The sequence below is a fragment of the Neopusillimonas maritima genome, from assembly GCF_003576595.1.
Lineage (GTDB): Bacteria > Pseudomonadota > Gammaproteobacteria > Burkholderiales > Burkholderiaceae_B > Neopusillimonas > Neopusillimonas maritima.
In genome coordinates this window covers 267,453-282,520 of record NZ_NQOU01000004.1, presented here as the reverse complement: position 1 = coordinate 282,520, position 15,068 = coordinate 267,453, and the positions used below count along the sequence as shown (strand labels likewise).

General features: G+C 54.8%; 11 protein-coding genes. 8 read left to right on the top strand and 3 right to left on the bottom strand.

What is annotated here, in order from left to right; all coding sequences use genetic code 11:
- Position 1 precedes the first annotated feature (1 nt).
- From gspD to gspF, 3 genes are read left to right on the top strand one after another with little or no spacing between them, the layout of a single operon-like run.
- Positions 2 to 2,392, top strand: a complete 2,391-nt coding sequence (gspD, locus tag CJO09_RS11720; protein WP_245961312.1) for a type II secretion system secretin GspD — start codon at positions 2 to 4, stop codon at positions 2,390 to 2,392.
- On the top strand, positions 2,389 to 3,810 hold the full coding sequence (gspE, locus tag CJO09_RS11715) for a type II secretion system ATPase GspE (protein ID WP_119442502.1): 1,422 nt from the start codon (positions 2,389 to 2,391) through the stop codon (positions 3,808 to 3,810). Before gspD ends, gspE begins: the two co-directional genes overlap by 4 nt.
- Before the next feature lie 22 nt (positions 3,811 to 3,832).
- Positions 3,833 to 5,044 (top strand): type II secretion system inner membrane protein GspF, encoded by a 1,212-nt coding sequence (gspF, locus tag CJO09_RS11710; protein WP_119442501.1) that lies wholly within the window; start codon positions 3,833 to 3,835, stop codon positions 5,042 to 5,044.
- Positions 5,045 to 5,069: 25 nt separating this feature from the next.
- On the opposite strand, the gene CJO09_RS11705 is transcribed toward gspF, so the two are convergent.
- The 3 genes from CJO09_RS11705 to CJO09_RS11695 all read right to left on the bottom strand — a co-directional run bounded on the left by CJO09_RS11705 (position 5,070) and on the right by CJO09_RS11695 (position 9,511).
- Positions 5,070 to 6,182 (bottom strand): formylglycine-generating enzyme family protein, encoded by a 1,113-nt coding sequence (locus CJO09_RS11705; RefSeq protein WP_119442500.1) that lies wholly within the window; start codon positions 6,180 to 6,182, stop codon positions 5,070 to 5,072.
- Between the two features lies 1 nt (position 6,183).
- The gene (locus tag CJO09_RS11700; RefSeq protein ID WP_245961311.1) at positions 6,184 to 8,355 is read right to left on the bottom strand and encodes a sulfatase-like hydrolase/transferase; all 2,172 of its coding nucleotides are present in this window, start codon (positions 8,353 to 8,355) and stop codon (positions 6,184 to 6,186) included.
- A 217-nt stretch (positions 8,356 to 8,572) separates the two neighbouring features.
- On the bottom strand, positions 8,573 to 9,511 hold the full coding sequence (locus CJO09_RS11695; protein ID WP_114420257.1) for a LysR family transcriptional regulator: 939 nt from the start codon (positions 9,509 to 9,511) through the stop codon (positions 8,573 to 8,575).
- A gap of 145 nt (positions 9,512 to 9,656) precedes the next feature.
- Between CJO09_RS11695 and CJO09_RS11690 the strand changes: the two genes are divergently transcribed.
- The 5 genes from CJO09_RS11690 (at position 9,657) to CJO09_RS11670 (ending at position 15,067) form a co-directional block, all read left to right on the top strand.
- Positions 9,657 to 10,517, top strand: a complete 861-nt coding sequence (locus CJO09_RS11690; RefSeq protein WP_119442499.1) for a fumarylacetoacetate hydrolase family protein — start codon at positions 9,657 to 9,659, stop codon at positions 10,515 to 10,517.
- A 33-nt stretch (positions 10,518 to 10,550) separates the two neighbouring features.
- Entirely contained in the window at positions 10,551 to 11,600 is a 1,050-nt protein-coding gene (gtdA, locus tag CJO09_RS11685) for a gentisate 1,2-dioxygenase (RefSeq protein ID WP_119442498.1), read from the top strand.
- Between the two features lie 112 nt (positions 11,601 to 11,712).
- A complete protein-coding gene (locus CJO09_RS11680) occupies positions 11,713 to 12,903 on the top strand; it encodes an FAD-dependent monooxygenase (RefSeq protein ID WP_119442497.1) in 1,191 nt (396 codons plus the stop codon).
- Between the two features lie 107 nt (positions 12,904 to 13,010).
- Positions 13,011 to 14,195: an ABC transporter substrate-binding protein gene (locus CJO09_RS11675; protein ID WP_119442496.1), complete on the top strand. Its 1,185-nt coding sequence runs from the start codon at positions 13,011 to 13,013 to the stop codon at positions 14,193 to 14,195.
- Positions 14,195 to 15,067 carry a branched-chain amino acid ABC transporter permease gene (locus tag CJO09_RS11670; RefSeq protein ID WP_114420262.1) on the top strand — a complete coding sequence of 291 codons (873 nt, stop codon included), beginning with the start codon at positions 14,195 to 14,197 and terminating at the stop codon, positions 15,065 to 15,067. The genes CJO09_RS11675 and CJO09_RS11670 overlap by 1 nt, the downstream gene beginning before the upstream one ends.
- Position 15,068 lies beyond the last annotated feature (1 nt).

The following is a 15,068-nucleotide window of genomic DNA, read 5'->3' as shown; positions in this document are numbered from 1 at the left end:
AATGATCTGGAGACATCCATTGACTAGTGCGCGTGTTGATACCCCGGGCCTTGCCGGGCAGGGCAAACTTATTGCCGGTTTGACCTTATTGGGCTTGCTGGCCGGTTGTGCGGGTATGAATCAGTCTTCCGTAGGTTCGGGCCCGTCCCCTTTGGTTGTTCGCACTTCTGCGACGGCAAGCGAGGGGCGCGTGACGGCGCCGCCTAACGCGGTGTCGCAATCGGTGCCGCCGGTTCGGTATGAGCGGGACAATGCAATGTCGGATACCGACAATACCGAGCGCGAGGGTCAGGCTCGTGCCCCGGCGAATGATAACGGCGCGACTACGATGCTCAACTTTGTTGAGGCAGACGTGAGCGGCGTGGTGCGGGCGTTGGCGCAATTTACGGGCCGTAATTTCGTGGTGGACCCGCGCGTGAACGGGCAGCTTACGCTGGTATCGGAAACCCCGGTGAATTCGCAGACAGCTTATGAAATGCTATTGGCGGCGTTGCGCATGCGCGGTTTCGCGGCGGTTGATGTGAATGGGGTGACCCGTGTCGTGCCCGAGGCGGATGCCAAGTTGCAGGGTGTGCAGGTGGCCGATGGGTCACAGGGCGGGGGCGAATTGGCAACGCGCGTGTTCCAGCTTCGTTATGAGAGTGCGGCAAACCTTGTCCCGGTTCTACGCCCCATGATCGCGCCCGACAACACCATCAATGCCTATCCATCGAACAATACGTTGGTGGTAACGGATTATGCCGATAATCTGGCGCGCATTGCCCAGGTCATTGAGCGTATTGATACACCCGACTCCATGAGTACGGATGTCATGCCGATCCGTCACGGCGTCGCGCTTGATGTGGCGGCTTTGGCAAACCAATTGTTGGGTAATCGCCGGGGTGGTGACAGTCAGGGCCAGGTTGTGGTGGTGGCCGATCCGCGCAGCAATGCTGTTTTATTGCGGGCAAACAGTCCGGAAAAGCTGGCGCAGGCGCGCAACTTGATTCGTCGTATCGATAGTCCGGAGTCGGGCGGGGGAAATTTGCACGTTGTGTATTTAAGGAACGCGCAGGCGACGGAGTTGGCTGAGGTTTTACGTGGTGCGCTCGAGGGCCATGCAGGCTCGGGCGACGGTAATCGTGCTCAGGTTTCCGATCCGAATGGCCTTGGCGAGCTGATGGATGAGTCTCTCGAGCAGGACGGCGGGGCGTTGCCGGTAAATTCGGTTGGCGGGGCGGCCTCGATGCCGGGTGTGGCCATGCTTGATAGCATGCAGGCCGGCGGTAGCGGCTCGCGCACCGGCAGGTCGCAGCCCGTTTCATTTAGTGCCGGCGGCGCAACGATACAGGCGGACCCTTCAACCAATACCTTAATTATTGCTGCACCGCCACCGCTTTATCGCAGCTTGCGTGAAGTGATCGATCAGCTTGATCAACGCCGGGCCCAGGTGCTGGTTGAAAGCCTGATTGTTGAGGTGAATGCGGATGATGCGGCTGAATTGGGTATTCAGTGGATGTTGGGCGCGAATGATATTGAAAATGGCGGCTCGTCTTTCTTCGGTGGTGCCAACTTGGGTGGCAGCGGCTTGAATCGAACCGGGGCCAGTTCAATCGACACTTTGGCTCAGGGTCTGAGTTTGGGTGTGGTTCGCGGCACCGTAAATATTCTGGGTAACCAGGTGCTGAATCTTTCCGTGCTGGCGCGTGCGCTGCAGTCGAACGGCAATGCCAATGTGTTGTCGACACCTAATTTGCTGACGCTTGATAATGAAGAGGCCAGCATTATGGTGGGCAGGACAGTGCCGTTTGTGACCGGCCAATACACCACCAGCGGCGACGGTGCGAGCAATCCATTCCAAACCGTTTCGCGTGAAGATGTGGGCCTGACTTTAAGGATTCGTCCGCAAATCTCGGAAGGAGGTACGGTCAAGCTGGCGCTGTATCAGGAAGTGAGTGATATCGACGCCAGTGCATCGAGTGCGCTGAACGGATTGGTTACGCGTAAACGCGCGCTGGAAACCGATGTGTTGGTGGATGACGGGCAGATTATTGTGCTGGGGGGGCTGTTGGAAGATACCTTGTCAACCTCGACCAGCTCAGTGCCGTTGTTGGGCGACATCCCCGGTATTGGGCAGCTCTTCCGTTACGATAGCCGCACCCGCACAAAAACCAACCTGATGGTATTCCTGCGGCCCCACATCATTCGCAATGCGCAAGACAGCGCGAGCATTACGCTGGATCGCTACAACTACATGAGAGCCGTACGGGCCAACTTGCCGGACGATGCCTCCTGGTTGGCATCTGATGCCGACGTGGCGCCGCTGCCTGCCGTTGATCGCAATCCCGGCACCGGCCTGCTCGATTTGCGCGGTTTCAGTCCAGATCAATCAACGGAAACTAATCCATCATGACGCCACGTGTGCCTTATACCTGGGCGCAAGCGCATCGTGCGCTGATTCAGGCCACTCCCGAGGGCGTGTCGGTGGTGTTGTCGGAACGCGCCTCGGATTGGGTTCTAATTGAACTGCGGCGCCGTTTCGGTGAGCTGCCGACACGGCGTATTGCCGAGGAGACGTTCGACACATTACTGGCCTCGGTGTATGCGCAGACCGGGGATGCGGCAGCAGTGGTGGATGCCGCCGCCAATGAAATTGATCTTGATCGTTTAATGCAAGCCATTCCCGAGGTGGAAGACTTGCTTGAGATGGCCGATGATGCACCCGTCATTCGCATGATTAACGCCTTGTTTACGCAGGCGGTGCGCGACGGGGCCAGCGACGTGCATTTGGAGGCATTTGAAACCTATTCTGTTGTGCGTTATCGCGTTGACGGCACCCTGCGCGATATTGTGAATCCGCGTCGGGCTTTGCATAACGCGTTGGTCTCCCGAATCAAAATCATGGCCAATCTGGATATTGCGGAAAAGCGTTTGCCGCAAGACGGGCGAATCGCGTTGCGTGTGGGCAAGCGTCCTATTGATGTGCGGGTGTCTACGCTACCGACTGTGCACGGCGAGCGCGCGGTATTGCGTTTGCTTGATAAGGAGTCCGGACGCCTGGAGCTCACACGGCTGGGCATGGCGCCCGATGTTTTGAGCCGGTTAAATAGTCTGTTGCATCTGCCTCATGGCATTGTTTTGGTAACCGGCCCCACCGGAAGCGGGAAGACAACCACGCTGTATGCCGCGCTGGCGCAACTTGATACCGCCACCACCAATATCCTGACGGTCGAAGACCCGATTGAATATGACCTGGCGGGAATTGGGCAGACTCAGGTGAATGCGCGCATCGAATTAACGTTTGCCAAGGCACTGCGTGCCATTTTGCGGCAGGATCCCGATGTCATCATGATTGGTGAAATCCGTGACTTGGAAACGGCGCAGATTGCCGTCCAGGCGTCTTTAACAGGTCATTTGGTTTTGGCTACGCTGCATACCAATGATGCCGTATCGGCAGTGACGCGCTTAATTGATATGGGTATTGAGCCTTTCCTGCTGGCCTCTACCTTGCAAGGTGTGTTGGCGCAGCGCTTGATTCGAAAGCTTTGCCCTTCGTGCAAGGAGGTGGATGGCCGCGGCGTGGCGTTACCTTCTTCAGCGGGGTGTGTGGCTTGTGCCCATACAGGTTATAGCGGTCGTACCGGTATCCACGAATTGTTTGTGGTTGATGATGCCGCACGCGAGATGATTCATTCCGGCGCTCATGAACAGGGCTTGCGTCATCACGCCCGTGACAACGGGTTGCGTAGCTTGCGCGAAGATGGGGAGCGTTGGATTGAGCAAGGCGTTACCACGTTGGAAGAGCTGCTGCGTGTTACGCGCGATACTTAAGTAAACGGGAAGAAAGACAGACATGCCCAGTTATCGGTACGAAGCAGCGAAAGCAAACGGCCAGGTAGAGCGCGGACTGGTCGATGCCGATACGGAACGCAGTGCACGGCAATTTTTGCGGGCACGCGGCTTATTACCGCTGTCATTAAACCCGGTCAGCCGGGCCTCAAACCGGGTCGAGTGGTTCAGGCGCAGCTTAAAGCTAAGTGATACGGATTTAGGCTGGATTACACGCCAGTTGGCTGGTTTGCTGGCGGCGGGGTTGTCTCTGGAGGCAGCGCTGGGCGCCATTATCGATCAATTGGAATCACATCCGGCCGCGGCGGTGCTGGCCGCCGTTCGGTCCGATATTCGTGCCGGTCACCGTTTGTGCGAGGCGATGTCGGTGCATCCTCGCGCCTTTCCGCCGGTTTATCTTGCATTGGTTGAAGCGGGCGAAACGTCGGGCGAATTGGCGGCGGTGATGGAACGATTGGCGACGTATGTGGAGTCAAGAAGTCAATTGCGTAATAAAGTCATGACCGCTTTCATTTATCCGGCCGTCGTGATGTTTGTTGCCATGGCCATCGTTACGTTTCTGTTGATTTATGTTGTGCCCCAGGTGGTTGGCGCGTTTAATCAAACGCAACAGGCACTGCCGCTTCTCACCCGGATGTTGCTCGTGGTAAGCGATTTTGTTCAGCATTGGGGCGGCGTGACGGTTGTTGTAATGGGTTTGCTTTATGCGGGCTGGCGCGGATTGTTGCGGCTGCCGTCGTTCTGCTTGCGCTGGCACGCGCGGATTCTAACCCTGCCTTTTGTGGGCCGCTTTGTTAAAGAAATGAATACCGCACGGTACGCGGCCACGTTGGCCATTCTTGCCGGCAGCGGCGTTCCGCTGGTGACCGCGCTGCCTGCGGCAACCCGCACCTTAACTAACCGTCGGCTCCAGCAAGCGGCAAATGAAGCGGCGCGTCGGGTGCGCGAGGGTAGCCCCCTGGCAGCGGCCCTGAAGTCGCACCAGGTGTTTCCGCCGTTGCTTATTCATTTGATCGATAGCGGCGAAAGAACGGGCCGCTTGCCCGAAATGCTTGAGCGCGCAGCGCAATCACTCGGCCAGGACGTTGAGCGCCGGGCGGTGACGATGACGGCGTTGCTTGAGCCTCTGCTGACGTTGCTAATGGGGCTGGTGGTGCTGGTGATTGTTTTGGCGATCATGATGCCCATTATCGAGATGAATCAGATGATTCAGTGATAATGGGCGAGGTTTTGATGGTGGTTCAAGAGCCGGGTGGCGGTGCGTCTTTGACCAAACGGAAACCCAGATGCGACATAGGGCTGTATGGGTCGGCTCCGCGTCGGGCACTGGGCCGGTAGGAAAGGCAATAGCTTTCATCGCACAAGAAGGACCCGCCCCTAATAACGCGCTTGGGCGCATCGGCCGGCGTGCCGGGTTGAGAGGGGTCGAACGATGTTGCAGGGCCTTGCGGGTTACGGATTGATGCCTCGTCTTTTTGAGCCTGTTGGGCGAAGTAATCAATGCGATACCAGTCTTTCACCCACTGCCATGCATTTCCTGTCATGTCATACAGACCGTAACCATTGGGCGCGAAGGATCCGGCCGGCAGGGTGTCGACACCGTCGCCGGCAGCGGGGTTAACCACGGGAAACACGGTGTCTTCCTTGTTCCAGTAGTTGGCCATTCTCTGGCCGTTGGGCATCAGTTCATCACCCCAGGAATAGTTGGCCTGCTCTTTTCCGCCCCGGGCGGCGTACTCCCATTCTGCTTCAGTCGGCAGGCGTTTGCCGGCCCATTTTGCATAGGCCTGAACGTCTTCATAGCTGACCTGAACAACGGGATGGTCTGGTTTGTTTTCAATGGTGCTGCCAGGGCCTTTGGGGTGGCGCCAATTCGCACCCGGCTTGTATCGCCACCATGCCCAATACTGGTTCAGGGGTACAGGTTTGTTGGTGCCCACGAATACGATGGCACCCGGCACAAGAACATCATCGGGTGGTTTAGGGGTGCCGGGGGGTAATTGCACGCGAACTGTTTCCCAATCGGGCTTACGTTCTGCCGTGGTGATATACCCGGTTTCCTCAACAAACTTTGCAAACTGCGCGTTGGTAACGTGAGTCGTGTCAATCCAGAAACCGTCGACGTGAACGGAGTGGGTGGGCCGCTCGTTGGGTTGTGCCAGTTCGCTGTCGCTGCCCATGAGGAACGTACCCGATGGAATCCACGCCATACCCTCAGGGCCTATTTCGCCGTCGCCGATAATGACGGTGGGTTTTGTGACCTCTTGGGACGACCCGTTCGTTTGGGTCAGAATGAAGCCTGCGGCCAGTGCAATTCCCACGACCCCGGCGACCGCCCACTGATATCGATTCATTCTAGTAAATCGCATAAACCGGATCGCAATTCGTGTTCAGATTGTTCTGAATGATGCTGCCGTCAGTGGCGTTGGTCAGGCCGTCGAACGCGCCGCTTACCATGAAGTCGTACATGCTGGATTTCCCCCATTCGCGGGCAATGCGGGCCCAGTGTTCCACATCGTCACCGTTGACGACCCGATCCAGGTTGCCGTCTCCCGGGCACAGCGGATTCGAAGCCAATACCTGATCCATTTTTTTCTTCAAATCGTCGTAGATAGCCAGTGTTTGGGGCGTAGGTGCCTGCAGCAAGTCACGGTCTGGTGTGTCCAGCAAGGGGCGGTTTTTGTCCTGGTTGATTTGGTAGAGCTCCTCCTCGGTGACAGTACGCGGGCTGTTAGGGGTGGACGCATCGTATTCCTGCGTAATATTGCGAACCAACTTATATTGTTCGTTACGAAGTCCGATGGAGGTTTCCGGATTGATCGTCACTTGGTTTTGTCCGTCATTGGCCAGTGCTTTGTTCACTTCCCAGCACATGCTGTATCCCGTGCCACCGTTATCCACAACCGATGGGTCGTCGTAACCCGGCCCCCACCATACACCTTGATTGTCTTCGCAAACGCTCTTTGATACGGGAATTTGGGTGCAGCTGGTGCTGATCACACATGGGGCATTGCGCGTGTTGTTCGCCTGATAGTTAAAGCTGCCCATTGCAAAATTGATAGTACGCAAGGTTTCCTGGCCCGGGTTTTGCACATAAGCCATGAGGCTGGTGGAGTCGAGCGTTTGCACTGCTTCGTCGTGAACGTTTAAGTTGGCTACTTCCCCGAAAAATTGAAACACATCAACCATGTTGACCATGTTTTCTACATCTCTATTGGGTGCTTGTACTTGCGGGCCGGCCACGATAAGCGGTGTCCAAACACCGGTTTGATAAGCGGTCCCTTTGGCTTCAGAGGGTGAAAAAGGCTGTTTGACTGCCGTGCCCAGCGTGCCGTTGTCGCCCACAATAACAATGGTGGTGTTGGATGCAGCAGGGTTATAAACAAGCCGGCCGTTACTGTCCCATTGGGCCAGTCCTGTTTCAACCATTAAACGCCCAAGTTCCGCATCCATTGCTTCGATCATCTGATTCTGTAGCAGGCGGCCTGCACCCGTTGCCCCGCAATCCAGGCTGTCACGAAGCGAAATGGTGTTTTCGGATAGCAGGCCGACAGGGGGTTGTTGCCATGGGGTGTGTGCCGACGTGTAGCTTACGGTGGCCATCCAGGGCCGGTTGGCAGGCCGGGATTTGATCCAGTCGATAGCGGCATCGGTTTCAATGCGCGTACGGTAACCTCGCGCACGCATATCGGTTAAGGGTACCTCTTCTACGTAGCTGCCATCATTGATGACCAGCGGCGAAACATAGTAGGCATTTTCCTGATTGAAATTGACCCAGCCGGGTCGAGGGTCGTTACACGTTTGATTGGGCGCAAATACGCCGCCTGAATCAATACATTGCAGACCTGGTGCGTCTTCGTGGGGTGCCGGCCCGGTTACGCTGATGTCGGTACAACTGTTGTCGGGCTTGAAACACGCCCCGAAGTCGGTTCCCGCCCTGTTTTGTCTTGGAAGAAAGCCACATTTGTGGGTGTCTAGAGCCGCCAGGCCCCCCGCCGTGGTGTCAATTGATCCAGGTAAGCCGCCCAGCCAACCGTAGAAGTAGTCCCATCCCAACGTGTGGGGTGCCGCGTTGCCGGCTTCGTTATTCTCCGGCCCGCCCAAGTGAAATTTGCCGAACAAGCCGCTTTCATAGTTGGCTTTCTTCAGGAGTTTTGGCGCCGTGGTGGCAAACGGTGACACGTGAGAGTTAGCCAGGTCGTTAGGCCCGATGGCTTGATAAATGTTGGTGCGGGGGGGGAATTGCCCGACAAAGAATGAAGCACGGCCAAGAGAGCATTCCGGCATAGCCCAGGCGTTGCGAAAACGAAGGCCTGCCTGGGCAACGGCGTTGATATTTGGCATACGCGGCGGCGTAAGGCCGCCATAGCCGAACGAGGCCATTTGGTCGATACCCACATCGTCCATAATCACGAACAGAATATTCGGTGTTTGGCTTGCATTAGACGATGACGTATTGCCGCTGTCGCAAGCAGCCAGAACCAGAGGGGCGCATGCAAGGAGCAGCTTGGCCGCGTATGTTTTCACTAGTGTCTCCGAATGGGCGAGGATGCTTTAAATGGAATGGCCGGCGGGTAGGCGGGTACTTTGTTGTGTTAATGGTGACGGCCCAAGGGTTTGTTATTGCTTTATTGCTAATTGGCAAAAATCTTAACAAATGGTAGCTGGTGAGGAAAGAGCATAACCGGAAAGTGCTTCAAATTATGCCCGACGCCCCTTTTTTCCACTGAAATAAATAGGGCGGCTAGCCACGACTCATAATTAAATTGGTGAAAACAGGTGGCAAGTTGGTGAATTTTTCAAAGATCAGCTTGCGCAGCCAGCTATTGCCCGAATCGTAGTGATAGCGACCATGCCAGTATTGCCGCACCTCGTAAGACAGAGAGGGGAACGGCAGGTTCATGATGCGGATCTTGCCGTTCAAAGCCAGCGTTCTGCCTAGGCGCGACGGCACAATCGCCAACAGATCGGTTGAAGTAATAATTTGCTCCAGGCCCAGAAACGATGACACTTTGACTGCAATTTTGCGCTCAACGCCGCGCTCTTCCAGCGCCTTGTCGAGTCTTGAGTGCCCGGTAGCCGGGGCGACCAACGCCAGGTGCTCTTCCTGGAGAAATTGTTCTTTCGTGAGCGTATCAATGACGCGGGGATGGTTGGCACGCAAAATGCAGGAATAATTCTCGGCAAACAAACGTTGTTGATAGAAGCCGCTATGCAAATCAATGGTGTAGCCAATAGCAAGGTCAAGCTTCCCGTTTTCCAGCAGGCTGGGTGTCATGCTGTCGAGGTCGACCGAATCAATCTTTATTTTGGGCGCGGACTCTTTCAATAGGGCGAGCAGTTCGGGCAGCATGACCAACTGCGCCACATGGCTCAGGCCCAGGCGAAACCGGCGGGTGGAGGTGCCGGCGTCGAAAGGCTTATAGGCCCCACCTTCCGGGTTGAGCAAATTAATGGCATGGTCAATGTCGGGCAGCAGGTTTTCCAGAAAGGGAGTGGCCATCATGCCTTCCGAGGTCCGCACAAACAGCGGGTCGCCGAAGTGTTCGCGTAAGTGGCCCAGCCGCACGCTAATTGCGGGCTGGCTTAACCCAACCTGTTCGCAGGCGCCGGTGACGCTACGGGCGGCACGTATTTCCTTTAATAACAAAAAGTCATAAAGATCGAGTTTGTTCTGGGCCATTTATTTATAATCGCATTTCGGTATTCGGGATATTACTGATTTAACCGCACTACTATTAAGAAATGCAATAGTGGGTATTTAGGGCAGCGTATTGCGGCGAAACGTACAATCCTGGAAACTTGAGTTATTACTAACAGGAGTAGACATGCGTATTTGCCGTTACGACGACAATCGATTAGGCGTGGTTAAAGATGATCGCGTTTTTGATGTAACCGAAGCACTCGATGCCATTCCGGCGCCTGCGGGTTACCCGTTGCCCACGCACGATTTGCTCATCGCAAATTTAGACAAGGTTCGCGCACGTATTGAAGCTGTGTTGCCGAACGCGTCTTCCAAGGCGGTGAACGAAGTCAAGTTTCTAAGCCCCATTGCCAACCCTGGCAAGTTGGTGGCTGCGCCGGTGAACTACCTGAAACATTTGCAGGAAGCCCGCAGCGACGAAGCCATTCACCATAGCAACCAGGTTCTGGAAATTCAAAAAATTGGTTTGTTCCTGAAGGCAACCAGTTCCTTAATCGGCGCCGGCGAACCCGTTAAGGTGCGTCACCACGACCGCCGCAACGACCACGAAATCGAGCTGGCCATTATTATTGGTAAGCCTGGCACCAACATTAAGAAAGAAAACGCCTGGGATCACATCGCCGCTTATTCCATTGGTCTGGACATGACGGTTCGCGGCCCGGAAGAGCGCAGCCTGCGCAAATCGGTTGATACCTACAGCGTGCTGGGTCCCTGGATGGTAACCGCCGATGAAATGGGTGATGCCACCCAGTTGGGTTTTCATCTGACAGTAAACGATGAAGATCGTCAAAAGGCCAATACGAAAGATCTGGTTTTGGATATTCCTGAACTGATTGAGTATGCGTCGGCTTTTTATACCCTGCATCCAGGTGATGTCATTTACACTGGAACACCGGAAGGTGTCGGCCCGGTTAAACCCGGCGACACCATTATGGCTGAATTCGAAAAAATCGGCCGCATGTATGTTGCCGTTGAGTCAGCCTGATACACCCTGACGCACATTAGGCAGGAGACAATTATGAATGCACCTCATCCCGTTAATAACGTTGCCGATCGCGAAGCTTTTTACAAGAAAATCGACGGCGCAAGCATGACGCCCTTGTGGGAAGTGTTACATAACATCGTAACGCCGCTTCCTCAAACACAAGCGGCGCCGCATGTATGGAAATGGGAAAAAAGCTACCCGTGGCTACTTGAAGCGGGTGGCTTGATTTCGGCGATGGAGGCTGAGCGCCGTGTACTGGTTCTTGAGAACCCGGCATTGCGCGGAAAAACCCGTATCACCAACAGTTTGTACGCGGGTTTGCAGCTGATTATGCCGGGTGAGGTTGCGCCTGCCCATCGTCATTCGCAGTCGGCCTTGCGCTTTATTCTGCATGGTTCGGGTGCTTATACCGCCGTTCAGGGTGAAAAAGTCACCATGAACGTGGGCGATTTTGTGATTACGCCTTCCTGGACCTTCCACGATCACGGCAATCCGTCCGATGAGCCCATGGTGTGGCTCGACGGTCTGGATCTGGCCATCGTGGAACTGTTCGACGCGCAGTTCATGGAAAAAGGCGAGGAACACAGCCAGGAAACGAACGTTGAAGCGGGCACGAACCTGGCTGAGTTCGGCAACACCATGAAGCCGGTTGAATACAAGGCGCGTTCCAAAACATCGCCGCTGTTCTGGTATCCCTACGAACGCACGCGCGAGGCATTGGAAACGATGCGTCGCTTCGGGGCGCTGAATGAGTGCTGGGGCCATAAACTGCAGTACACCAATCCGGTAACCGGTGATTGGGCCATGCCAACCATGGGTCAGTTCATGCAGCTGATGCCCAAGGGCTTTAAAGGCCGTCCTTATCGTTCAACCGATTCAACGATTTATGTTGCGGTTGAAGGCTCCGGGCGCTGTGTGGTGAATGGTCAGGTGCTCGAGTTCGGTCCGAAAGATGTGCTTGTTTGTCCGTCTTGGTTGCCGTACCACTTTGAAATCGACGATGGCGATGATGCCGTTTTGTTCAGCTATTCCGATCGTCCTGCGCAGCAAGCGCTTGATTTGTGGCGTGAGCAAATCGGCTAAGTACCGGCTTTAGTTTTAATCAGCAAATTTGAATTGTGTCTAAATGGGGCAAAAGGGCCCCAGGGGTGTTGTCGTCTCTGCGATTTCAGCATCCCGGTGAAAGGGAGTGGTTATGAGTTCAGCAGACAACCTGCCGTTTATTGTTGCAGGGGGTGGCATTGGTGGCCTTTGTGCAGGCCTGGCGTTGGCACGCAAGGGCCTTCCGGTGAAAGTGCTGGAGCGCGCGCCTGAAATTGGCGAAATTGGCTATGGCATTCAGATTGCGCCGAATGGTCATGCTATTTTGAAAAAGCTTGGGGTCATGGAAATTCTGGAGCCCCAGGTGTTTTATCCGGACGCGCTGATTCTGGTCGATGCCATCGACTTGAAGGAAGTATCGCGCATTCAGTTGAAAGATCGCTTTGTCGACCGCTACAAGTATCCTTACTTTGTGGTGCACCGTCGCGATTTGCATGCGGCGCTGGTTGAAACCTGCCGGCGCGAACCGCACTTCTCGTTCGAGGAAGGCGAGGTCGACAGTTACGAACAGCGCGATGGCTATGTTGAAGTCAATTGCAGCGACGGTCGTACGATGCAGGCGCGTGCCATGATTGGTTGCGAGGGCTTGCGCTCAAAAACGCGTGCCCGCATTGTGGGTGACACCCCCCGCTCTACCGGTTATGTGGTGTACCGCGGCCTGGTTCCTGTAGAGGAAATCTCCAATAAAGAATATTTGAATTCGATGGTAGTGTACGGTGGGCCGGGTTGCCACATTGTTCAATATCGTTTGCGCGGCGGTACGGTCATGAATAATGTGGCTACGTTCCAAAGCCCGGCGTATGCCCGCGGTGAGGCCGATTACGGCGGTGTGGAGGAATTCAAGGCCGCTTACGATAAATGTGCGCCTGAAGTGCGCGATATGTTGAAATATTTTGCGTTGGATAAAAACTGGTTGTTGCACGATGTACAGCCTGCAACCAACTGGACCGACGGCAACGTGACGTTGTTGGGTGATTCGGCGCACGCCACGCTTCAGTATTTGGCGCAAGGTGCCATTATGGCAATGGAAGATGCACTGGTGCTGGCGCACGAAGTGGCGCAGCAACCTAATAATGTGAACGCCGCGTTCATGAAGTATCAGGATCAGCGCTTGAACAGGACGGCGCGTGTTATTACTACGGCGCGGCTGTTTGGTGCCATTGTGCATGCTCGTGAAGGTGAGCGCCTGTTGCGTAATGAACTTGCCAAGAGTCGCGATGTCGATATTCCATGGGAAGTCGATTGGTTGTATCAGGGCGCGAATTTGCTCGACAAGATCGACTGAGTTTGTGGCTGAGTTAGGAAAACCAAAAAGGAGCTAAAGGGTTTTCAAGAAGTGTCGTAGTAAATAGGTGTTGTAGTTTTAATTCAAACGATAACGGAGACATAGCTATGAAAAAGCGTTTTTTCCTGCGCACGTTGGTTGGCGCAATGGCAGTAGCAGCAATTGGCTTTCAGGCCCCTCAAGTCCGGGCGGCTGAAGAGCCCTTCAAGGTTGGCTTGATTGTGCCGATGACGGGTGCTTTCGCCTCGACCGGCCGTCAGGTCTATGCCGGTGCTCAGGCTTATATGGAACACCACGGCGATACGGTTGCCGGGCGTAAAGTTGAAATCATTCTGAAAGACGACGGCGGTGTTGCTGCCAACTCCCGCAAGCTGGCTCAAGAACTGATTGTGAACGACGACGTTGATGTTATTGCCGGTTTCGGCCTGACGCCAATCGCGTTGGCGGTTGCACCGGTTGCCACCGAGTCGGAAACCCCCATGGTGATCATGGCGGCCCAAACGCAAACCGTTACCAATGCTTCGCCTTTTATTACCCGAACCAGCGGCACCATTAAGCAGGTTACCTCGGGTATTGCTCAGTGGGCGGTGGAAAACGACATTAAAACAGCCGTTACGCTGGTGCCTGATTATGCGCCGGGTTACGAGTCGGAAGAGTCATTCAAAAAATATTTCCTGGAAGGCGGCGGCAAAATTCTTGAAGAAATCCGCGTACCTATGCGCAACCCCGACTTCGCTCCATTCTTGCAGCGTGTTCGCGACATGAAGCCCGATGCGTTGTTCGTGATGTTGCCTGCCGGCCCCGGTGCGGCCTTGATGAAGCAGTATGGTCAGCGCGGTTTGGCCGAAGCGGGTATCAAGTTGATTGGCCACGGCGCCATTACTGACGACGACAACCTGAACGAAGGCGGCGATGCTGCAATGGGTGCAATCACTTCCGATTACTACTCAAACAACCATGATTCGGAATTGAATCGCAAGTTCAAGGAAACCTACAAGAAGTTTGACCCCACCAGTCGTGCCAACTTCTTTGGTGTTGCCGGCTACGATGGCATGCAGCTTATTTACGAAGCGCTGAAGAAGAGCGATGGTAAGGCAGAGGGCATGGCGCTGGTTGATGCAATGAAAGGTCTTTCCTTTGAAAGCCCACGCGGTCCGGTTACGTTGGATCCTGAGTATCGCGATTTCATTCAGAACATTTACATGCGCGAAGTCAAAAAAGTGGGCGATGAATACCACAACGTTGAGTTCGATGTTGTTGAAAACGTTAACGCTGTAGGCGAAGCCAAGTAATGTTGACCATACTTTTTGACGGCGTCGCGTATGGGATGCTGTTGTTTGTACTGGCTATTGGTTTGTCCGTGACGCTTGGGTTGATGAACTTCATCAACCTGGCGCACGGCGCCTTTGCCATGGCAGGGGGGTACACCACGGTTCTGCTGATGCGGAACTATGATGTGCCCTTCCTGTGGTGCATGCCCATCGCATTTATTGTGGCGGCGGTGTTGGGTGCCGTGCTGGAACGCACGTTATATCGCCCCATGTATAACAAACCGCCGCTTGATCAAGTGTTGTTTTCAATCGGCCTGGCGTTTATTGCCGTGACGGCGGTTGATTACAGTATTGGCTCAAGCGAGCAAATTATTCAATTACCCGAATGGTTGCGTGGGCGCAGTGAAATTGCGATTGGCGATCAGATTCTGGCCATGGGCCATTACCGGATTCTTATTATTGCTATCTGCGTGGCGCTGGCGTTCGTGCTGCAATACATATTGAACAAAACACGTTTTGGCAGCCGCTTGCGCGCGGCCGTTGATGACCAGCGCGTGGCAGACGGTCTGGGTATCAATGTTAATGTGGTGTTCTTTTCCACGTTCGCATTTGGCTCCGGTCTCGCTGGGCTGGGTGGCGCACTGGGTGCGCAGGTATTGGGTCTTGACCCCACCTTCCCATTCAAATTCATGATCTATTTCCTTATTGTGGTGGCGATCGGCGGAACGTCGTCTCTTACCGGCCCGCTGCTGGCGTCGCTCTTGCTGGGTATCGCCGACGTGGCAGGCAAATACTACATTCCGGAACTAGGGTCTTTCATTGTGTATATCGTAATGATTGTCATGCTCTTGTGGCGTCCTCAAGGGTTGTTTGCGACCAGAGGGAGTAAATAGC

Coding starts and splice junctions, on each gene's coding strand:
- gspD (WP_245961312.1), top strand. CDS start 2: ATGATCTGGAGACATCCATTGACTAGTGCGCGTGTTGATACCCCGGGC.
- gspE (WP_119442502.1), top strand. CDS start 2,389: ATGACGCCACGTGTGCCTTATACCTGGGCGCAAGCGCATCGTGCGCTG.
- gspF (WP_119442501.1), top strand. CDS start 3,833: ATGCCCAGTTATCGGTACGAAGCAGCGAAAGCAAACGGCCAGGTAGAG.
- CJO09_RS11705 (WP_119442500.1), bottom strand. CDS start 6,182: ATGAATCGATATCAGTGGGCGGTCGCCGGGGTCGTGGGAATTGCACTG.
- CJO09_RS11695 (WP_114420257.1), bottom strand. CDS start 9,511: ATGGCCCAGAACAAACTCGATCTTTATGACTTTTTGTTATTAAAGGAA.
- CJO09_RS11690 (WP_119442499.1), top strand. CDS start 9,657: ATGCGTATTTGCCGTTACGACGACAATCGATTAGGCGTGGTTAAAGAT.
- gtdA (WP_119442498.1), top strand. CDS start 10,551: ATGAATGCACCTCATCCCGTTAATAACGTTGCCGATCGCGAAGCTTTT.
- CJO09_RS11680 (WP_119442497.1), top strand. CDS start 11,713: ATGAGTTCAGCAGACAACCTGCCGTTTATTGTTGCAGGGGGTGGCATT.
- CJO09_RS11675 (WP_119442496.1), top strand. CDS start 13,011: ATGAAAAAGCGTTTTTTCCTGCGCACGTTGGTTGGCGCAATGGCAGTA.
- CJO09_RS11670 (WP_114420262.1), top strand. CDS start 14,195: ATGTTGACCATACTTTTTGACGGCGTCGCGTATGGGATGCTGTTGTTT.